General features: G+C 50.3%; 17 protein-coding genes. 11 read left to right on the top strand and 6 right to left on the bottom strand.

Annotated elements, in window-relative coordinates; all coding sequences use genetic code 11:
- Positions 1-855, top strand: coding sequence for an enoyl-CoA hydratase-related protein (locus DHf2319_RS08190; RefSeq protein WP_243477734.1), 855 nt, complete (start codon positions 1-3; stop codon positions 853-855).
- An 80-nt stretch (positions 856-935) separates the two neighbouring features.
- Positions 936-2,408 carry an aldehyde dehydrogenase gene (locus tag DHf2319_RS08185; RefSeq protein WP_243477733.1) on the top strand — a complete coding sequence of 491 codons (1,473 nt, stop codon included), beginning with the start codon at positions 936-938 and terminating at the stop codon, positions 2,406-2,408.
- Positions 2,409-2,489: 81 nt separating this feature from the next.
- On the opposite strand, the gene DHf2319_RS08180 is transcribed toward DHf2319_RS08185, so the two are convergent.
- A complete protein-coding gene (locus DHf2319_RS08180) occupies positions 2,490-3,605 on the bottom strand; it encodes a CaiB/BaiF CoA transferase family protein (RefSeq protein WP_243477732.1) in 1,116 nt (371 codons plus the stop codon).
- Between the two features lie 43 nt (positions 3,606-3,648).
- On the bottom strand, positions 3,649-5,409 hold the full coding sequence (locus DHf2319_RS08175) for an acyl-CoA dehydrogenase family protein (protein ID WP_243477731.1): 1,761 nt from the start codon (positions 5,407-5,409) through the stop codon (positions 3,649-3,651).
- 114 nt (positions 5,410-5,523) lie between these two features.
- Between DHf2319_RS08175 and DHf2319_RS08170 the strand changes: the two genes are divergently transcribed.
- From DHf2319_RS08170 to DHf2319_RS08160, 3 genes are all read left to right on the top strand, one after another.
- On the top strand, positions 5,524-6,393 hold the full coding sequence (locus tag DHf2319_RS08170; RefSeq protein WP_256462153.1) for a LysR family transcriptional regulator: 870 nt from the start codon (positions 5,524-5,526) through the stop codon (positions 6,391-6,393).
- A gap of 193 nt (positions 6,394-6,586) precedes the next feature.
- Entirely contained in the window at positions 6,587-7,732 is a 1,146-nt protein-coding gene (locus tag DHf2319_RS08165) for a TAXI family TRAP transporter solute-binding subunit (RefSeq protein ID WP_243477729.1), read from the top strand.
- 100 nt (positions 7,733-7,832) lie between these two features.
- Positions 7,833-9,776 (top strand): TRAP transporter permease, encoded by a 1,944-nt coding sequence (locus DHf2319_RS08160; protein ID WP_243477728.1) that lies wholly within the window; start codon positions 7,833-7,835, stop codon positions 9,774-9,776.
- Positions 9,777-9,829: 53 nt separating this feature from the next.
- On the opposite strand, the gene DHf2319_RS08155 is transcribed toward DHf2319_RS08160, so the two are convergent.
- The 3 genes from DHf2319_RS08155 to DHf2319_RS08145 are packed head-to-tail and all read right to left on the bottom strand — an operon-like array spanning position 9,830 to position 11,749.
- Complete coding sequence (locus DHf2319_RS08155; RefSeq protein WP_243477727.1) at positions 9,830-10,321, bottom strand: YaiI/YqxD family protein; 492 nt, start codon at positions 10,319-10,321, stop codon at positions 9,830-9,832.
- A gap of 46 nt (positions 10,322-10,367) precedes the next feature.
- Positions 10,368-11,252 (bottom strand): mechanosensitive ion channel family protein, encoded by an 885-nt coding sequence (locus DHf2319_RS08150; RefSeq protein ID WP_243477726.1) that lies wholly within the window; start codon positions 11,250-11,252, stop codon positions 10,368-10,370.
- 50 nt (positions 11,253-11,302) lie between these two features.
- Positions 11,303-11,749: an acyl-CoA thioesterase gene (locus tag DHf2319_RS08145; protein ID WP_243477725.1), complete on the bottom strand. Its 447-nt coding sequence runs from the start codon at positions 11,747-11,749 to the stop codon at positions 11,303-11,305.
- Between the two features lie 180 nt (positions 11,750-11,929).
- Here DHf2319_RS08145 and DHf2319_RS08140 point away from each other — a divergent pair, with 180 nt between their 5' ends.
- Positions 11,930-12,613, top strand: a complete 684-nt coding sequence (locus tag DHf2319_RS08140) for a cupin domain-containing protein (protein ID WP_243477724.1) — start codon at positions 11,930-11,932, stop codon at positions 12,611-12,613.
- Between the two features lie 66 nt (positions 12,614-12,679).
- Positions 12,680-13,315 carry a nucleotidyltransferase family protein gene (locus tag DHf2319_RS08135; RefSeq protein WP_243477723.1) on the top strand — a complete coding sequence of 212 codons (636 nt, stop codon included), beginning with the start codon at positions 12,680-12,682 and terminating at the stop codon, positions 13,313-13,315.
- A gap of 120 nt (positions 13,316-13,435) precedes the next feature.
- Here the strand turns inward: DHf2319_RS08135 and DHf2319_RS08130 are convergent, their stop codons facing one another.
- Positions 13,436-14,320 (bottom strand): LysR family transcriptional regulator, encoded by an 885-nt coding sequence (locus DHf2319_RS08130; RefSeq protein WP_243477722.1) that lies wholly within the window; start codon positions 14,318-14,320, stop codon positions 13,436-13,438.
- 143 nt (positions 14,321-14,463) lie between these two features.
- Here DHf2319_RS08130 and cuyA point away from each other — a divergent pair, with 143 nt between their 5' ends.
- The 4 genes from cuyA to DHf2319_RS08110 are packed head-to-tail and all read left to right on the top strand — an operon-like array spanning position 14,464 to position 18,427.
- Positions 14,464-15,480 (top strand): D-cysteate sulfo-lyase, encoded by a 1,017-nt coding sequence (cuyA, locus tag DHf2319_RS08125; RefSeq protein WP_243477721.1) that lies wholly within the window; start codon positions 14,464-14,466, stop codon positions 15,478-15,480.
- A 58-nt stretch (positions 15,481-15,538) separates the two neighbouring features.
- Complete coding sequence (gene dctP, locus DHf2319_RS08120) at positions 15,539-16,540, top strand: TRAP transporter substrate-binding protein DctP (protein WP_243477720.1); 1,002 nt, start codon at positions 15,539-15,541, stop codon at positions 16,538-16,540.
- 55 nt (positions 16,541-16,595) lie between these two features.
- Positions 16,596-17,123, top strand: a complete 528-nt coding sequence (locus tag DHf2319_RS08115) for a TRAP transporter small permease (RefSeq protein WP_243477719.1) — start codon at positions 16,596-16,598, stop codon at positions 17,121-17,123.
- On the top strand, positions 17,120-18,427 hold the full coding sequence (locus tag DHf2319_RS08110) for a TRAP transporter large permease (RefSeq protein WP_243477718.1): 1,308 nt from the start codon (positions 17,120-17,122) through the stop codon (positions 18,425-18,427). Before DHf2319_RS08115 ends, DHf2319_RS08110 begins: the two co-directional genes overlap by 4 nt.
- The last annotated feature ends 70 nt before the right edge of the window (positions 18,428-18,497 follow it).

The raw sequence follows: 18,497 nt of genomic DNA, 5'->3' as shown, positions 1-18,497 counted from the left end.
ATGCAAAGCAATGGCGGTGCGTCAATAAACAATGGGGCGGCTGAATCTGGTCAAGCCGGTAATGGGACAGTGCTGTGGTCATTGGATTCACGTGGTGTGGCTACGGTGACCTTGAATCGACCGAACGTCAACAATGCCTACAACGGTGACATGATTTCTGGATTGCACGAGGCAATGGACATCCTGGGTGTGAAACCAGGGCTGAGAGTCGTCGTCTTGAAAGGCAATGGAAAGCACTTTCAGGCCGGTGCTGATTTAGCCTGGATTAATGCTCAAGGCAAGCTAGGGCCAGACGCCAACCTGAAGGCCTCTGAAGCGACGGGTCAAGTGGTCCGGCGTTTGAATGAGTTGCCAGTTGCCACAGTAGCAATGGTGCAAGGCGGTTGCTTCGGTGGCGGCACAGGTGTTGCTGCGGCATGTGACGTTGTCGTTGCTGCAGACAACGCGATTTTTGCGATTACCGAAGCGCGGTGGGGATTAATGGCAAGCATTATCTTTCCCCAATTGGTTCAAGCAATCGGCCTTCGTCAGGTTCGTCGGTATGCACTGACTTGTGAGCGTATGGATGCATTGAAGGCGCAGCAGATCGGATTTGTTCATGAGGTCTGCCCGCTTGAGGATTTAGAGGCGACGACGCAGAAAATTGTTGATGCCTTATTGATGAGTGCACCTCAAGCCACCGCCACGACCAAGCGACTGAATATGGAGATTGCTGGGGCTGTCATGAGCGACGCATTATTCGAGGATCTAGTGCAACGTCATGCGAATACGCGACGCAGTGATGAGGCTGCCGAGGGAACATTGTCGTTTATTGAAAAAAGACATCCGGCTTGGTACAAGCCCAGAGAACAATAGGGTGATAAACGCCTGTCGTTCTGTCAACAGTAAAAATGTCTGGTTTCTTTGTCTAATTGAATTGAAAGAAGGTGCTACGCATGAAGTACGAGTTATTTATTGACGGAAGTTGGGTTTCAGACAGCGCTCAGGAGTTTTTTCCTGCCGTTAACCCCTATACGCAAGAGGTTTGGGCTGAGGTTCCAATGGCAACCGAGGCGCAAGTTGCTAGTGCAATTGAATCAGCTCGTCGAGCATTCGATACACAATGGTCAAAAACCTCAGGCAAAGAACGAGCTCGGCTCTTGAACAAATTGGCCGATTTGATCGAGGCTGATGCCGAACGGATGGGGCGCTTAGAGAGCACAGACAATGGCAAGGTGATTCGAGAGACACAAAGCCAAATGGGCTTTGCTGCGAGGCAATATCGATTCTTTGCAGGCAGTGCTGACAAGTTATGGGGGAAAGTCATCCCGCTTGACCAGCCTGATGTGTTGGACTATGCAACCCGGGAGCCGCTCGGTGTTGCTGTGCTGATTACGGCATGGAATTCGCCGATGGGATTGTTGTCCAATAAGCTAGCACCGGCATTGGCGGCAGGCTGCTGTGTTGTGGTTAAACCATCCGAGCATGCCTCCGTGACGACCCTAGAGTTTGCCAAGTTTGTTGAAAAGGCAGGGTTTCCGAAAGGAGTCTTTAATGTCGTTACTGGCGATTATCGGGTCGGTAAAGCATTATTGTCCTCGGGCCGAATCGATCGTATTAGTTTTACCGGCAGCCCGGGAGTCGGTCGTGAAATTGCTGCTCAGGCAGGCAGACAACTGGTTCCAGTCACATTGGAGTTGGGCGGTAAGTCACCTAACATCATTTTTGAAGACGCAGACATCAATAAGGCTGTGGTTGGCGCGTTTGCGGGAATTTTTGCTGCTACGGGGCAGACGTGTATTGCAGGTTCACGTCTTTTAGTCCACAAGCAAGTCTACAACCAAGTCGTTGATCAGCTTGTCGAGAAGTCTAAAAGCATCGTTTTGGGTAACCCCATCGATCACAAAACCGAGATGGGTACTCTTGCCAATGAGCCGCAATTTAACCGAGTCATTCAATCCATTGAGGCTGGAAAGGCCGCGGGTGCTAAATTGATGATCGGTGGGAAACGAGCCACAGGCAGTCACTTGGACAAAGGTTTGTTTGTAGAGCCGACAATTTTTAAGGATGTCGACAATGCCTCGGTTCTTGCCCAAGAAGAAATTTTTGGTCCAGTGCTGTCCGTCATTCCATTTGGGTCTGAAGAAGAGGCAATTGCCATCGGAAACAACACACGTTATGGGCTTGCCGCTGGTATTTGGACAACCAATTTGAATCGTGCGATGAGAGTTTCGAAGGCGTTGCACGCCGGTAGTGTTTGGGTGAACACATACCGCGCAGTGGCTGTGCAGGCTCCATTTGGCGGTTTCAAAGAAAGCGGTTTTGGGCGTGAGCGCAGCGAATGGGCACTTGATGAATTTTTAGCGCCTAAAAATGTCATGATCGACTATTCAGATTTAGAGCGTGATCCGTTTGCGATCAAGGTTTGATTCGATGTGATGAGCACCCCCTGTGGCGGATCAAAAATTCAAAGCTGATGCGCTCAGGTGAGTATTAAAACGCTACGGACATCAAACTGGTGGCGGTAAGCGGTAGCTCGCCGGCGTTCTTTGAAGTTTGATCGGCGAGGCGATGCCCGTGTAGCTACCAATTGTCACTGTCATTTCACGGTGTTGTGTATGGGGGTGTGTCAGCGCCTGGGGGACGTTCAGAACCGCTGCGCATGGCACACCTTTTTGGCCTAGCTCAGTGACCAATTCATCACAGTCTCGTTTTGCGAGCAATGTAATCAAGCGCTGTCTTAGTTCCTGCCGATTGGTTGATCTGTCACCGGCGGTCACAAACAGGGTGTTTGTAGCCAGTGACGGTTCTCCTAGCACGGTGGACAACGTTTCAAATTGTCGGTCGTTACCGACGGCAAGAAAAATAGGTGATGTTGCCGTCGGAAACGAGTCATATGGATAAATGTTTGGATGTGCATTACCCGTCAGCACAGGTGTACGCCCGTCACCAAACCAGTTTGCGGCATGCGGGTGTAGTAGAGACAACCCGCAATCGAATAATGATGCCTCAACAAACTGACCTAAACCGCTTCGATTGCGTTCTTGTAACGCAAGCAATATTCCGATCGCCGCATTTAGCCCAGTCACCATGTCAACTACAGGAAGACCAACGCGTAAAGGCTGCCCGTCTGGCTCACCGTTCACACTCATGATTCCTGATATCGCCTGTATCGCAGCGTCATAGCCCGGCAATCCGCCCAAGGGTCCATCAGCGCCGTAACCGCTGACACGGCAGTGCACAAGCTTCGGGAATTTTTGTTTAAGTGTGTCGTAGCCAATCCCCCACTTTTCCAGGGTGCCGGTTTTGAAGTTTTCAAGTAATACATCTGCGTCTTCCAGCAGATCAAGTAGATGATCGCGACCTCCCGGTGTCGCAAGGTCTAGCCGCAGGCCACGTTTGTTGCGATTAACACCAATGAAGTAGGATGCAACACCATCCTCAAAAGGAGGTCCCCATGCGCGGGTTTCATCGCCTTGCGGTGGTTCGACTTTCAGTACGTCCGCGCCATGGTCGGCGAGGATTTGACCACAGTATGGCCCACCGAGCACTCTTGAGACATCAATAATTCGTACGCCAGCCAGAGCGCCGGTCGGCGGTTGTGTTTGATCGTTCGACTTGTTCAATGCAGATACCTTTTTGAATACGGCTGTTAATACTGATGTTGTATTAGCCTAATAAGTTGATGTTTTCTAGCCTGTCCCTAGACACCGAAGGCGCGTCTTGGTCGAATAGCGGTTGTAGGTCTACATCAACGGATTTACCCAGCGGGTCATTTGGCATTAAACGATGCACCAGTGCAAGTTGTGCCAACAGCATGCGTCTAAACGAACCTGTTTGAGTTGCTTCCCATCCCATGGCCACAACGGATGTCAAATGATATAGGGCGGATGCCACTTGACGCGCCATCACTTCATTTTTTTGCCTAGCAGTATCGTCGGCAATCTCGTAGACCTGATCGACTAAATCATGGAGACGGCTGTCAACTTGCTCATGCCAGGCAGTCTCTTGCAAGAGTTGTATGAGATGTTCACGCCAAATTGGCAAAGAGTCTTCACGCTCAATCGCACGCATGACATCAAGTGCCACGATGTTGCTTGTACCTTCCCAGATGGATCCCAAATGGGCGTCACGCACAATACGGGCATCTCCCCACTCTTCAATGTACCCACACCCTCCGCGTACCTCCATGGCATCGCCGGTAACTTTTCGTGCGTCTCGACAAGCCCGAAACTTGATTAACGGTGTTAAAAGCCTGGTTAATGCATACGCCCCGTCTATGTCGGCATCACTACGCCGTAGCGCCTCAGCAGTTTGAAACATCATGGTCCGGGCCTGTTCGGCTGGCACCATCAGTTTGGCTAATTGGCGCTGCATTAATGGCATTTCGATCAATCGCTTACCGAACGCAACCCGGTGTCTGGAAAAGTGAACGGCCTCGGCAACGGCTCGACGCATCAGACCAGCAGCACGCATGCCATTAGATAGTCTTGAGTTGTTCACCATATCGGCCATTTGAGCAAAACCGCGCCCGAGTTCGCCCACTAACCAGGCCTTTGCACCTTCTAGCCGTATTTCACCGCTGGCCATGGAGCGGGTACCCATCTTGTCTTTGAGTCGAATGATGCGATAGGTGTTTGGAGTGCCATCTGGCAGGATGCGAGGTAGCAAAAACAGTGACACGCCTTTCATGCCGGCTGGGGCACCTTCTGTACGTGCAAGTACCATCGCAAGCGCTGCATCAGGGTTTGAACAAAACCATTTGTCACCAAATAGCCGCCAGGCGCCATCTGGCTCATCAGGGTTGGTCCTGGCCACTGTTTGAGTCGCGGATACGTCAGAGCCTGCCCCTTGTTCTGTCATGAACATTGCGCCTTGGGCTAGCGTATCAAGATCCTGGCTTGTCAAATCATCAAAATAGCGCTGTACAAGCTCCGGTGTCCCGTATTTTTTGAGTGTTCTTGTCAGTGAATCGGTCATCGATAGCGGGCAACAAAGCCCAAACTCTGCTTGAACGAATAGGTAGGTCAGCGCGTATTTTGCAGCGGCTGGCAGGGGGCTATCCCAACCGAGTACGCCGGCACGGTGTGACATCGCTGCAAGCCCGAACTCTCCGAACGCAAGCTGCTCCATCTCAATATATGCCGGATGTTTAACGATTCTCTGTTGGTCAAGGCCAGAACGCGATCGGTGTTCAAGCTCGGGAGGATTCAGATCTGCCGTTCGGGCAAGTTGGTCAAGCTTATCGCCAGCCAATTCTCCAAGCCGCAACAGGTGTGGGTGTAGGTGTTTGGCCAGGTCATGTGGCAGGTAAAGCTGCAACAAAGGAGCGAACTCGGGATCTTCGATAAAAGCATTAGCGCCTGCCCGGTCAGGTACTGGGTGTTCAAAGCTTGCCGTGGCAAGGGTGGTTGGCAGCGGGGCATTCATATGGTTTCTCCGTGTCACTGAGGCTTGGACTTAGGGTATGGCCCAATTTTGAACCGCTGGTACCCTGATGTCTAATATCGAAATTGCATTTATTGATATTAAATTTATATCGCTGTGGAACTTAGGCATTTACGATATTTCGTGGTTCTCGCCGACGAGCTTCATTTCGGGCGCGCAGCCAAGCGTTTGAATATCTCGCAGCCACCGTTGACAGTCAACATCAAACAACTCGAAGCCTCGCTCGGTGTCATGCTGTTTGAGCGTAGTAGTCGGGGAGTGAAACTGACGCCTGCTGGCGAAGCCTTTCGCAAGTCGGCATTGCAAGTGCTTGCGCAAGTCTCGGTGGCTAGTTCGCAAGCCCGAGAGGTGGCCGCTGGGGTGACTTCGCGCGTTCGTATCGGATTTGTCGGTTCGATGTTGTTTCGTGGCTTGCCCGAGCGTTTGGCACGGTTTCAGCGGTTGAGCCCCCAAGTTCAGGTTGAATTGACTGAAATCAACTCGGCACAGCAGCTCGATGCCCTTTTAAAGGGGGCTATTGATCTCGGTTTTGTGCATACAGACCGGATCGCAGGCGAGCTACATCATGCGCTTTATATGTCGGAACCGTTTGTGCTTTGTCTACCAGAGGGGCACAAAGCGAATGCGGTCGAGGGCATTAGTCCTGACCTGCTCAAAGGCATGCCATTTGTGTTGTTCTCGCGCGGGGCTTCGCCTGACTATTACGAACGGGTCATTACGCTTTGTGCCTCACTTGGATGGAATCCGCTGGTTCGTCATGAGGTTAGGCACTGGCTAAGTGTTGTCGCGCTCGTGCGGCAGGGGATGGGCGCCGCGCTTGTGCCCCGTGCGCTCATCGACAGCGGTGTCACGGGTGTTGTTTTTAAAGCGTTGCCAGATGCACCGATTCGTTCTGATGTTTACATGGTGTGGCGTGACAAAGAACTGCCCGAGGGTTTGCTCGAGTGTTTGTTAGTGCAGGTTTAACTTAGCTCATTTGCCACTGATGTAGTGGCATCGTTAGTTTTTTTATATCGGTCTCATTGCTAATGACAAACAAGCCCTTCTGTAAATTGAAACAGACAGTAGTGAGTTTGTTGGAGAAAATGTGCGAGTCAGTACAACGTAAGAAATGCGCAAAACGTTGATGCACTGCCGATTTTTAACGGAGGAGGACTAAATGTATAAACATAATAAAAGAGCTATGCAAGGATTGGCCGGTCTGTCGGCTGGCGTCGCAATGGCATTTTCTGTGGGGGTCTCTGCCCAGGCGCTGCCAGGCACGATGACGTGGAGTTCATATGACGTGGGTTCAGCGGGTTACGCTGAGGCGAGTGCGATGGCCGACGCTTTCGGTAAGCAATACGGCACTAAAGTCAGGATCCAGCCATCAGGATCTTCGATTGGCCGATTGCAACCAGTGTTGCAAAAGCGCGCTGATGTCGGTTTTCTGGCAACTGAAGCATTCTTTGCAGCTGAGGGCACGGAAGACTTTGCAAAAAAACGTTGGGGCCCACAAGACATTCGGGTCCTCGCCGGGCGTCCCGCAGCCTTTGGTCTGCCGACAGCCAAAGACGCTAACATTCGCAGTTTTGCCGATTTGAAAGGCAAGAAAATCGCTTTCGTTGCAGGCAACCCATCAGTCAATGTTAAGTGTGAGGCGTATCTAGGATTCGGTGGTTTGACCGTTGATGACGTTGAGGTGGTGATGTTCCCGACCTACGGCGCCGCCATGAGCTCTATTGCCGAAGGTAAGACTGATGCCACATGCACCACGACGACACCAAGTCAGATGTATGAATTGGCTGAGTCTCCAAGAGGTATTCATTGGCTAGGTGCCCCTTCGTCTGATACCGAGGGCTGGAAGCGTATGCAGGCAATCGCCCCGTTTTTTGGGCCACAGGTTGAGACAGTTGGCGCTGGTTTGTCGAAAGACAATCCAGCAGAGCTTATGTCCTACCGCTACCCAGTTCTCACGGTTCGGGCTGACATGAGTGCTGACGATGCTTATGCGTTTGTCAAAGCCATGGATGAGACATTCGATATTTATAAAAACGCTACCAAGGTAATGCCTCGTTGGAGTCTTGATGTGTCAGGTGTGCCACCTGCTGATGCTGCCTTTCACGAAGGGGCTATTCGGTATCTCAAAGAGAAAGGCATTTGGACTGCTGATCATCAGAAGTGGAATGATGCCCGCGTAAAGCGTCATCAGGCTTTGATTGCTGCCTGGGACAAGACGATGGCTCAGGGTAAAGACTTGCCTGATGATCAGTTTGAGGCGCTCTGGCAAAAGAATCGCGAAGCCGCATTGTCATCTTTGAATTGATAAGTGAGTATCTAATCCAGAGAACAGGGGCAGCGCAGTCATGCTGCCCCGTAATGGGTATCAATTGCCGCTGATCAGGCGGCTTTTTAGGTGAGTCAGCATGAGTTCCCCATCAGCGGCGACTGTCAACAGTCATCCAGATAAGCCTGTTACGCGGCTTCATGGTTTGACCTATGTAGTTGTTTTGTCAATTGGCGCGCTTGGCTTGTTGATGGCGATCAACCAAACGTATACCTTTGGTTTGTTCGGTTTTCAGCCGCTGGGTAACTCATTTCTGTATTACCTGATTGGCCTGTTTTTGGCAGTCGCGTTTTTGATTTATCCAGCGCGCGCAGCCGACAAGATTCAGACCCCTTGGTATGACTGGCTGCTGGCGGTTGCTTCAATCGCTTGCTCGCTCTACTTAGGCCATCACGGGCTATCGATTATCGAGGAAGGTTGGGATTATTCGGCGCCGATCGAAGCCACAGTTGTGTCAGGCGTTGTGCTTGCACTGATTATTGAGGGTGTCAGACGTTGTGGTGGCACGCCACTCTTGGTTGTGGTTGTTTTGTTCGGTGCTTATCCGATCTTTGCAGATTATTTGCCAGGATTTCTCTGGGGTACGCAGTACACAGTGGGTGAAACGATTCGGGCTCACGTCATGGGTGTCGAGAGCATTATCGGTATTCCGATGCAAGTGGTAGCGAATTTAGTTATCGGTTTTGTCGTATTCGGTGCTGCATTGACCGTGACGGGTGGTGGAGATTTTTTCATGAACTTCGCCACTTCACTCATGGGGGGCAGTCGAGGGGGACCGGCTAAAGTAGCAGTGCTCTCGAGTGGTTTGATGGGCAGTTTATCGGGTAGTGTCATTTCTAATATCTTGACTACTGGTGCGTTCACAATACCAACCATGAAACGCACAGGTTATCCACCACAGTATGCTGCTGCCGTTGAAGCGTGTGCATCTACAGGTGGCACGCTCATGCCGCCAGTGATGGGAGCTGTCGCTTTCATCATGGCTTCCTTTCTCGGTGTGCCATACGCCGATGTGGTGGTTGCAGCTTTCTTGCCTGCAGTTCTTTTCTACATCGCTTTGCTATTTCAAGTGGATAACTATGCTGCGCGCAAAGGTCTAAAAGGCTTACCCGCTGAAGAAATTCCCAAGCTTGGTCCTGTGCTCAAAGATGGCTGGCCTTATCTGTTTAGTCTTGGCATGTTGATCTATATGTTGCTCTTTATGCGGCTGGAAACTTATGCGCCGTACTATGCCACGGTGGTCTTGCTAGCAATTTCGGCACTTAAGAAGAGCCACCGCCTCAATCTGTCACGTTTATTGGAATTGCTCAAAGAGCTTAGTGTGAGCGTGGCCAACCTGGTTGCTATTCTTGCTGGTATCGGTTTGGTAGTTGGCGGATTGTCCTATACAGGCGTTGCAGGTGCGTTTTCACGGGAGCTGTTGCTGTACGCAGGAGGTAGTGTTCCGTTGATGCTAATTGCGGGAGCTGTCACAAGCTTTGTGCTCGGCATGGGCATGACCGTGAGTGCTTGTTATATCTTTTTGTCAATTTTGCTAGCACCTGCTTTGGTGGAGGCGGGCCTTAATCCACTTGCTAGTCACTTGTTTATTCTCTACTGGGGAATGATGTCTTACATCACGCCACCGGTATCTCTGGCAGCCATCACTGCAGCCAATGTGGCGGGTGCCAATTCATGGCAGACCGGACTTTTTTCCATGCGATTGGGGAGTGTGCTGTTTATATTGCCGTTTATGTTTGTGGTGAACCCGGCATTGATTCTTCAAGGTGATGCCGCTGTCATTATCCAGGCTTCCATAACGGCGATAGCAGCGATGTGGATTTTGGCATCGGCCCTTGAAGGTTATCTCTATCGAGCCGGGATGATTGGTTGGCCAGTGCGCCTCGTACTGTTCATCTCGGGAGGAATGATGGCATTTCCTGGGTTTAAAACTGACATGGTCGGATTAGCATGCCTGATACTTGCCTACGTTATCGCGCGTCTAATGCCGACTCGGCTTTCAGATGAGAAGATCCGTGGTTGAATAGTTGGTCCACTCACCGAACAATTGACCAGTGGACTTCTAGGCCTGCAACATCATTTGATAGGTTGGCGCGTGCGACGCGCCAACAGTCGGTCAAGTTGGTTGGCAAAATTTCGTGAGTCTCTGGCTGTAAACGCAGAGGGGCCGCCGGTGTTGATCCCGCTTGCTCTAAGCTCTGTCATAAAATTTCTCATGGTAAGCCGTTCAGCAATCGAGTTCTCATCGATCAAATCCCCGCGTGGATCTAACACAGAAGCGTACTTCTGGATGGCTAGTGCTGCCAGTGGCACGTCAGCTGTGACTACAATGTCTCCAGCTTGAGCCTCAAGCGCGATTCGTTGATCGGCGACATCAAATCCAGCGGGTACTTGTAGACATCGGATCCAAGGGGATGGTGGTACCCACACCATTTGGTTGGCAATCAGTGTCACCATCACTTTTGTGCGATTTGCGACGCGAAACAGAATTTCCTTAATCGCAACAGGGCAAGCGTCAGCATCTACCCATATATGTAACTCTCGCGGGGCATGTCGTTCTAGCGTCAAAGCAGGCTCATTCGAACGGCGTGTGGGCACTTCGCTGAGGAGTCGCTCATTGCGTTGTGACCGAGTTGTTGGTGATGCGAACAACCCGTTGTGGGAACGGAATGTCGATACCAGCTTTTTCAAAGGCTTGCTTCAAACTTGCGAGAATCGCTCGACGTACACCCCACTGTTCAAGTGCGACTACCTTCATGCGCACCCGCACTGTTACCGCTGAATCAGCAAGCGCGGTGACACCAAGAATCTGAATATCCTCAAGAATTTTTTCTTTGATTTCAGGATCTTGTCTTAGCTCAGCGCCTACTTGTTTAATGACCTCATAGGTTTGGCCTAGGTTCGCGTCGTATCCGATCCCGACATCAACGACCGCGTACGCAAAGTCACGGCTGTGGTTGCTTACCGTGGTGATTGCGCTGTTTGGCACAAAATGTACAGTGCCTTCCCCGTCACGCAGACGCACATACCGAAGAGTGACTTCTTCTACATTTCCTGATTTCCCGGCGACATCCACAAAATCACCTTGTCTTATTTGATTTTCAATGAGCATCACAAAACCCGTGAAGTAGTCCTTTACTAGGCTCTGGGCGCCAAAACTGATCGCGATACCAACAACACCCGCAGTCGCTAAAAACGGTGCGATGGAGATGCCAAGCTCTGCTAGCACCACCATCACCGTAATCACCCCAATGACCACTGAGGCTACATAGCCCAGTATCCTGTCGATCGTATCGATCCGCTTACGTTCCTCCGCACCAGTCATCTTCGAGCGCAGACGAATATGCACGACATTGAGCAATCGACCGATTAGCTTGCGCGCGATTAATGCGATCACAATAATGATGATCACATTCAAGCTCGATATCAGTAACTGTGCCCATGATGGGATATCAGTGATACCGAATTTACTAATCAGATCAATAAGTAGTTGTTGCATGACAAGAGCTCATTAAATTCATTGGTTTTTGCTTGTGGACGCTAGGTAATTCAATTTATTTTTTGCGTGCGCCTTGCAACCGCCATTTTATGGCGCCTGACTTCATCTTCTGTCGTTGGCACAAACTCTGGAACGCTCACTGGCTTGCGATCGTCGTCAACCGCCACCATCGTAAAAAAGCAGCTATTTACATGGCGGCTTACCTGAGTCCTAATGTTTTCGGCGACTACTTTAATACCCACTTCCATGGATGTTCGTCCCGTCATGTTGATGCTTGCAAAGAACGTCACAAGCTCACCTACATGAATTGGTTCACGGAAAGTCACGTTTTCTACGTTCAGCGTTACTACGTACCTACCTGCATATCGACTCGCACACGCATAGGCAACTTCATCTAGCAGCTTAAGGATCGTGCCACCGTGAACGTTACCGGAAAAATTGGCTGTGTCAGGTGTCATCAGAACTGTCATTACAAGTTGATGTTTAGGCAGGTTCACTACTCAGATCTCCCAAAAGCTTCGATTACATATAAATTGCCAGCCATATCTAGCCACCCCATGAAAATGGGGACTCTTAACCCTTGTTTAAAGTGGCGTTATGCTGGAATATGTTTTTAATTCACACAAGATTAATCCTATTTTGCCGTGGATGTACTTTAAATATTTGGATTCAAACTGATGCAAATTAATGCTGACTTTGAAGTGCGAGTGGCACTCGATACGAACCAAATGCCTTGGGTTGCATCACCTACGCTGCAAGTGCAACGTAAGATGCTTGATCGACTTGGAGGGGAGGTTGCTCGCGCGACTTCGATCGTGCGCTACGAGTCTGGCTCAAGTTTTCCGTCACACATGCACGGTGGTGGCGAGGAGATTCTCGTTCTAGAGGGTGTCTTTGAGGATGAGCATGGCGTCTATCCTACTGGGACCTATTTGCGTCATCCGCCGGGAACTAGCCATCATCCTGGTTCTAGCGCGGGCTGCACACTTTTCGTAAAACTGTGGCAATTCACCCCAGGTGATACGCAATCTGTTTGTACTGACACAAACATCCAAACTTGGTACCCAGGGTTGGTGTCAGGGCTTGAGGTCATGCCGTTACACGAGGCCGATGGCGTGAACACTGCTTTGGTTCGGTGGGCACCCCACACACAATTTAATCGTCATGTACACCCCGGTGGTGAAGAGATCTTGGTGTTGGAAGGCGTGTTCTACGATGAGTTTGGTGCGTATCCTGCCGGTAGCTGGCTTCGAAGTCCTTGTTACAGTGCTCACACACCATTGACGAAAAATGAGGGTGCGCTTATTTACGTCAAGACTGGACATATCGGAGCGCCAAGTCTGCCTTTGCCTAAAGGCTAATCGACAGTCGCGTCGAGTCAAAGTCATGGGTTGCAGTTGGGATAAACAAGGTAAAACATACTTGCTATGAGAATAGGTGCTGTTGTGCTAGCGGCAGGTCAGGGCAGTCGCATGGGCAATCAAGCGAAGGCGATGCTTCAGTTGCAAGGTGTACCGCTCATTAAGCGGCATTTGGCTGCTTTAAGGAGTGCAGGTATTGAAGAGATCGTGATAGTAACGGGCTACCATTACGAGCAAATCGAGCCAGTGGTTCAGGGACTTGCTGCTCAAGTTGTCAGGAACCCGAATCCGTCCGTTGGACAAGCGAGTTCGGTTCGTTTAGGCGTGGCCGCAATCGGTGATCGATTCGATGCTGTGATTATGATGTTGTGTGACCAGCCTTTGATCAACGAACATGACATAGAAGAGCTAGTTGCTGCTTTTGTCAATCGATCTCACGGTGAGATTCTGGTGCCGCTGGTTAATAAGACCCGGGGCAATCCTGCTGTATTTTCAGGCAAAGCTATTCGTGAGATTCTGGCTCAGGGGCCAGACATGTATTGTCGAAAGTACATGGATCAGAATCCTGAGTCAGTAATTTTTTTTGAAACGAATAATGATCACTTCATAACAGATGTCGATACGCTCGATGATCTGGCAAACTTTGAAAAAAAGTGGGGTTATCGGCTTGCACTGCCCGAGACACCTAACCCAACCGATTAAGCGGCGAGCCATTGGGCAAGGCTGAATCGGGTCCTTGTTTCATCACTGGATGCGGTTAACGGAATGCGAGTAAACAATGGATCATGGTTGAGTTAAATGAGTTGCTTGACACCCGGTACGTCAGAAAATTGCGCGCAATTCTCTTGCTGGTGAAGCTTCGTTTAATTTGGTGATGTGCGCAACGACATTCATTGCAATGGGGTCACTGATACCGTTCAATTGAATGAGATTGCCTTCCGTTAAATCCTGAAGCACGATTGATCGTGGCAGCCAAGCAGCGCCCGTGGCTGCCGTGGCCATCTCGCGCAAACCAACGGCAAAGCTACTTTCACAGGCAATAGTGGCGTTTTGATTCCGAAGCACGCGCGGCAATTCCTCTGCCCATACGATTTGTCCAAAAAAGCTGCCAACGGGGTAGATCAGAAGAGGCAGGTTCTGTTTCTTTGGGCCTTGATAACACCGTGTCATCACGTCAGGATGAGCCACGAGAATCATTTCATCGCTTCCTAATGTTTTTCTCAATGACAGGTGGTTCGGAATTGCACTTTGTGCCCCAACGGTCTCGTAAACAATGAGCATATCCACCTCGCCTTTCAGAAACATAGCCGCACAGGTATCCATGTTTTCCGAGACTACGCGGTAATTTAAGTTTTTGATGCTCGCCGCAAGCTTGTCCAGAAAGTGTGGCAAAAACGATGACACAAGCAGACTATGTTGAGCGGCCAGTGTCAGCGTCACTCGATCCTGGGACGAGGATTGCGCTTGATTGCGCACTTGATAGATTTGATTGACCAGCGCACGTATGGTGGCTTCGTGTTCGAGGGCAGTGGGGGTAAATCTGAATGGTTTTTTACTTCTGTCGATCAACTCTACACCTAGCCATGCTTCAAGCGCCTGGATACGCCGCGAAAATGCGGGCTGGGATGAGCTTCGTATCGAGGCTGCCGTAGTGAAGTTTTGACAGTCCACCAGCGCCAAATAGTCTTCTAGCCATTTCAGCTCCATTGCTAATTTCCTCTAGTCTTAGGTCGACAGATATTTCTTGCATAGTTCAATATTATGCAAAAAATGCATGGTAGAAGGTAAAAATAGCATTGGACTTGCTAGCTTGTGGCTGGTGGAATGCATAAAAACTATTCAGGAATGCCATGAACCTTTCCAAATTCCCGAGATTGCGCTGTGGGCACTGGCCAACTCCGCTCGAACCGATGCCCCGTCTGTCAGAGCACCTAGGTGGTCCTGAGTTGTGGGTCAAGCGCGATGATTGCACGGGCTTGTCAACAGGTGGCAATAAGACGCGCAAATTAGAATTTTTGGTGGCCGATGCGATCGACAAAAAAGCCGATGTAATCATTACGCAGGGCGCGACACAGTCGAACCACGCGCGTCAAACGGCAGCGCTTTGTGCAAAGGTCGGGATTGAGTGTCAGATTTTGTTAGAGGATCGGACGGGTTTTGAGGATTTCGACTACAAATTAAACGGTAACGTATTGCTAGATCGCTTGCACGGGGCCAAGGTGTCTCAACGGCCTGGTGGGGCCGATATGCAGGCCGAAATGGAGTCGTTGGCCGAGAGTTTAGCCAAGCAAGGACGGCGTCCCTATGTCATTCCGGGTGGTGGTTCCAATCCAATCGGAGCGCTCGGTTATGTCAACGCAGCGCTGGAGCTGACGACTCAGCTCAATGAAATGAACCTCGATGCAACTCACCTGGTTCTGGCCACGGGCAGCTCTGGCACGCATGCTGGCTTGATTGCTGGTTTGAGCATACTGAATAGTCCGCTGAAAGTTGTCGGATTCGGTGTTAGAGCACCCAAAGAGAAGCAGGAGCAGATGGTTTATGACCTCGCCTGTAAAACAGCTGCGCTACTGGGACATGAAGGAATCGTTGACCGGCAGTCTGTGTTCGCAGATTGTGACTATGTCGGGTCAGGATACGGCCTGCCAACGCCTGCAATGGTCGAGGCTGTGACCTTATTGGCGCAAACGGAAGGGTTGCTGTTTGATCCAGTCTACACCGGCAAAGGGCTGTCAGGCATGATTGACTGGATCAGAAAAGGCAAATTCAACGCTACTGACAAAATCGTTTTTTTGCATACAGGTGGCTCTGCCGCCTTATTTGGGTACCCGGAAACATTTGGTTTACCGGGTTACAGCGACAGTTAATTAATTGTCATCACCACTGAAGTAGTACATCAGTTCCACAACCATTAAGGAGTGACGTATGAAACTCAACATGATCAATAAATATGCGGCTGGTGCAATGATGTGCGTCGCCGGATTGGCTATTACAGCCAGCGTTCAGGCGCAGACGACGTTGCGTCTGTCAACGTATGTCAACGAGACTGATATCCGTTACGAAGGTTTTAAGAAATTTGCGGAGTTGGCAGAACAAAAGACAAGTGGTCGCGTCAAAGTGCAAATCTTCCCATCGGCCACTCTTCACGGTTGGAGCGAAGGTGTTGATGCCGTTCTTGGAGGTGTTTCCGACATCAGTTGGATTCCTGCTGATAAGCGGTTGGCTTGTTATCGGGTGACTTCGCTTTATCCAGCGCTCGTTGACCTGGAAAAGCAGATCGAAATGGATGCAAAGTACGCTGATTTAATCCGGGCGGAAGCTGCTAACGCTGGTTTGGTTCCACTGATCAATTCGAACTATTCGTATGATCAGGAGTGGTGGTTCAAAGGGCCGATTGAGGATATCTCCAAGCTTGATGGCAAGCTTGTCCGATCCATTGGACCGCTGGTATCAATGATGATTGAAACCTGGGGTGGTAAGCCAGTGTTTATCGCACCCAAGGAAGTCTATCAGTCAGCCGAGCGCGGTGTGGTTGATGGCATCAACATGGGTGTGGCTACCTACAGTTCTTGGAAGCTATGGGGAGTGATGCCTTACATGGTTAATAGCACCCTGTTCTACGGCAATATCATTTACATGATCAACAAGAAGAAATTCGACTCCTTGTCTGCCGATGATCAAAAGGCATTGATGGCTGCAGCGACTGAGTCAGAAGTCTGGCTTAAGCCTCGCTATGAGAACTGGGTTAACGAACAAGTGGGTAATGCTGTTATGAAAGGTGGCGGCGCTGCGGTATCGTTGTCCAAGGATAAGCGGCAGAGCCTGGTTGGTGAGATCCAGAAAAAATGGAATCCAACTGTGAAGGCTGACTGCGGCGATGCGTTAAGCGCCAAGGTCTTGAGTCTCTTTAGTGAGTACGCTGAGTAATTCAATGAGTATCAGGAGCCCATCGCGATGGGCTCCATTCTGAGGGCAGGGTGACATGCTTGATCGTATGGTTCGTGGCACAGAGCGACTGACGAGATGGTTCGCGATTATCGGCGGCATTATCATCCTGATCCAGATGTCATGGATCTCTTATGGTGTCTTTACGCGTTATGTGCTTGGCGACCCTGATGCTTACGTCACAGAGGCGACAGCCTTGTTGTTGTTTCCCGTGGCATTCTTGGGGCTCGCTTATGCGTTGAGCGTTAATGCTTACCCAACGGTGAGCTATGTTGTCGATACGTTGCAGGGCAAAGCCAAGCGAGCACTGGTGGCGTTTAACCTCTTGATCATGGTTCTCATTGGGGCTTTCTTTTCCTACGCTGGCATCGATGCCACCATCAAAGCCTACAGCTCGGGAGCGGCTTCGGAAATACTGCTCTGGCCACGCTTTTATTTTTGGTTGCCAGGGGCGATCGCGCTGGTTTTGTTCACCTGGTACGCAATGCTTCGATTGGCTCAGGTTTGCCTCGATCGTAAAGACTTGGCGGCTGGTTCAGAGATCGAGCCGGGACAAGCGAAATGATGATGGAATGGTATGAAGTCGGTTTGTCCCTCATGGGACTATTGGTTCTACTCATTTTTATCGGCCTGCCGATTCCTTTCGCGATGGCTGCCGCATCGTTACCCTTTTTATTGAGTATTCAAGGGTTTTCGACATCGCTCGTCAGTACGGAGTTAAAGCTCTGGGGTGTATGGATCGACTACATTTTGCTGTCGGTACCCTTGTTTGTTTTTTTGGGTGAGCTTATTGGACGATCGCGTATTGGGCCTGATTTATATCGGTTCATGCACGGAGGGATTCGTGTGCGCGGTTCGGCTGCATATGGCAGCATCGGTGCATGCGCTGGTTTTGGGGCGGTTTGTGGGTCGTCCATGGTGGGATCTTTAACGATCGGTGGCGTGGCTTTGCCCGAGATGATCAAACTAGGCTACGACCGTCGGTTATCGAGCGGTGTGCTCGCAGCTGGCGGTACCTTGAGTGTGTTGCTGCCGCCAAGTCTGATTTTGCTTTTTTACGGAATAGTGACGGATCAATCGATTGGTCAGTTGTTTATTGCCGGGATTATCCCTGGTTTGCTACTGGCCTCTCTATTCGTTTTGGTCGTTGTGATTTGGGCTCGGCTCAATCCAGCACACATTCCGCAAGCCGAAAAAGGTCCGAAGTGGTCGGCACGTGATATTGCATTGACGATTGGCCCGGTTTTGTTAATTGGTGCCATCATTACGGTGTCGATATATGCTGGGATTGCAACGCCAACCGAAGCGGCTGGTGTCGCAGCGTTAGCGACTCTGGTCTTGGCATTCTGGGTAGGGGGGCTCACCAAGGCTGCCTTTGTTGACTCCCTTATGGCGACCATGCGGACAATGGGTTATCTGGGATTGCTTCTTTCAGCGGGGGTGTTGTTTGGGTTTGTGATGAATTATTATCAAATTCCCCAGCAATTCACAAGCTTCTTCCTCTCCTTCGATTTGTCGCCATACTTTGTCCTGGCTTTAGTGATCGTGTTCTACATCGTACTTGGTATGTTTCTAGAACCTGTTTCAATGACCTTCATCACGCTGCCGACCATTTATCCCTTAATTGCAGCCTCAGGCTTCGATCTGATATGGTTTGGCGTCGTGTACACGATTACGATGGAGATTGCTGTATTAACCCCGCCAGTCGGGTTAAACCTGTTCGTGATTCAAGCCATTGGCCGTGATCATGTCACGATTGGCGACGTCATTAAAGGGTCTTTACCGTTTATCTTTACCATGTTGATACTTCTGGCAGCACTGATTGCTTACCCACAACTAGCGATTTGGTTGCCCGACTTGATGAGTTAGTGTCAATAGCTCTCGTGAGCGCGCGTAACACCCTGTTTGTCCTAGGGGTTTATCCAGATCTTGTTTGCTG

Source organism: Orrella daihaiensis (assembly GCF_022811525.1).
GTDB lineage: Bacteria > Pseudomonadota > Gammaproteobacteria > Burkholderiales > Burkholderiaceae_B > Algicoccus > Algicoccus daihaiensis.
The sequence above is the reverse complement of the archived record's forward strand: the minus strand, read 5'-3'. Positions and strand labels throughout refer to the sequence as shown.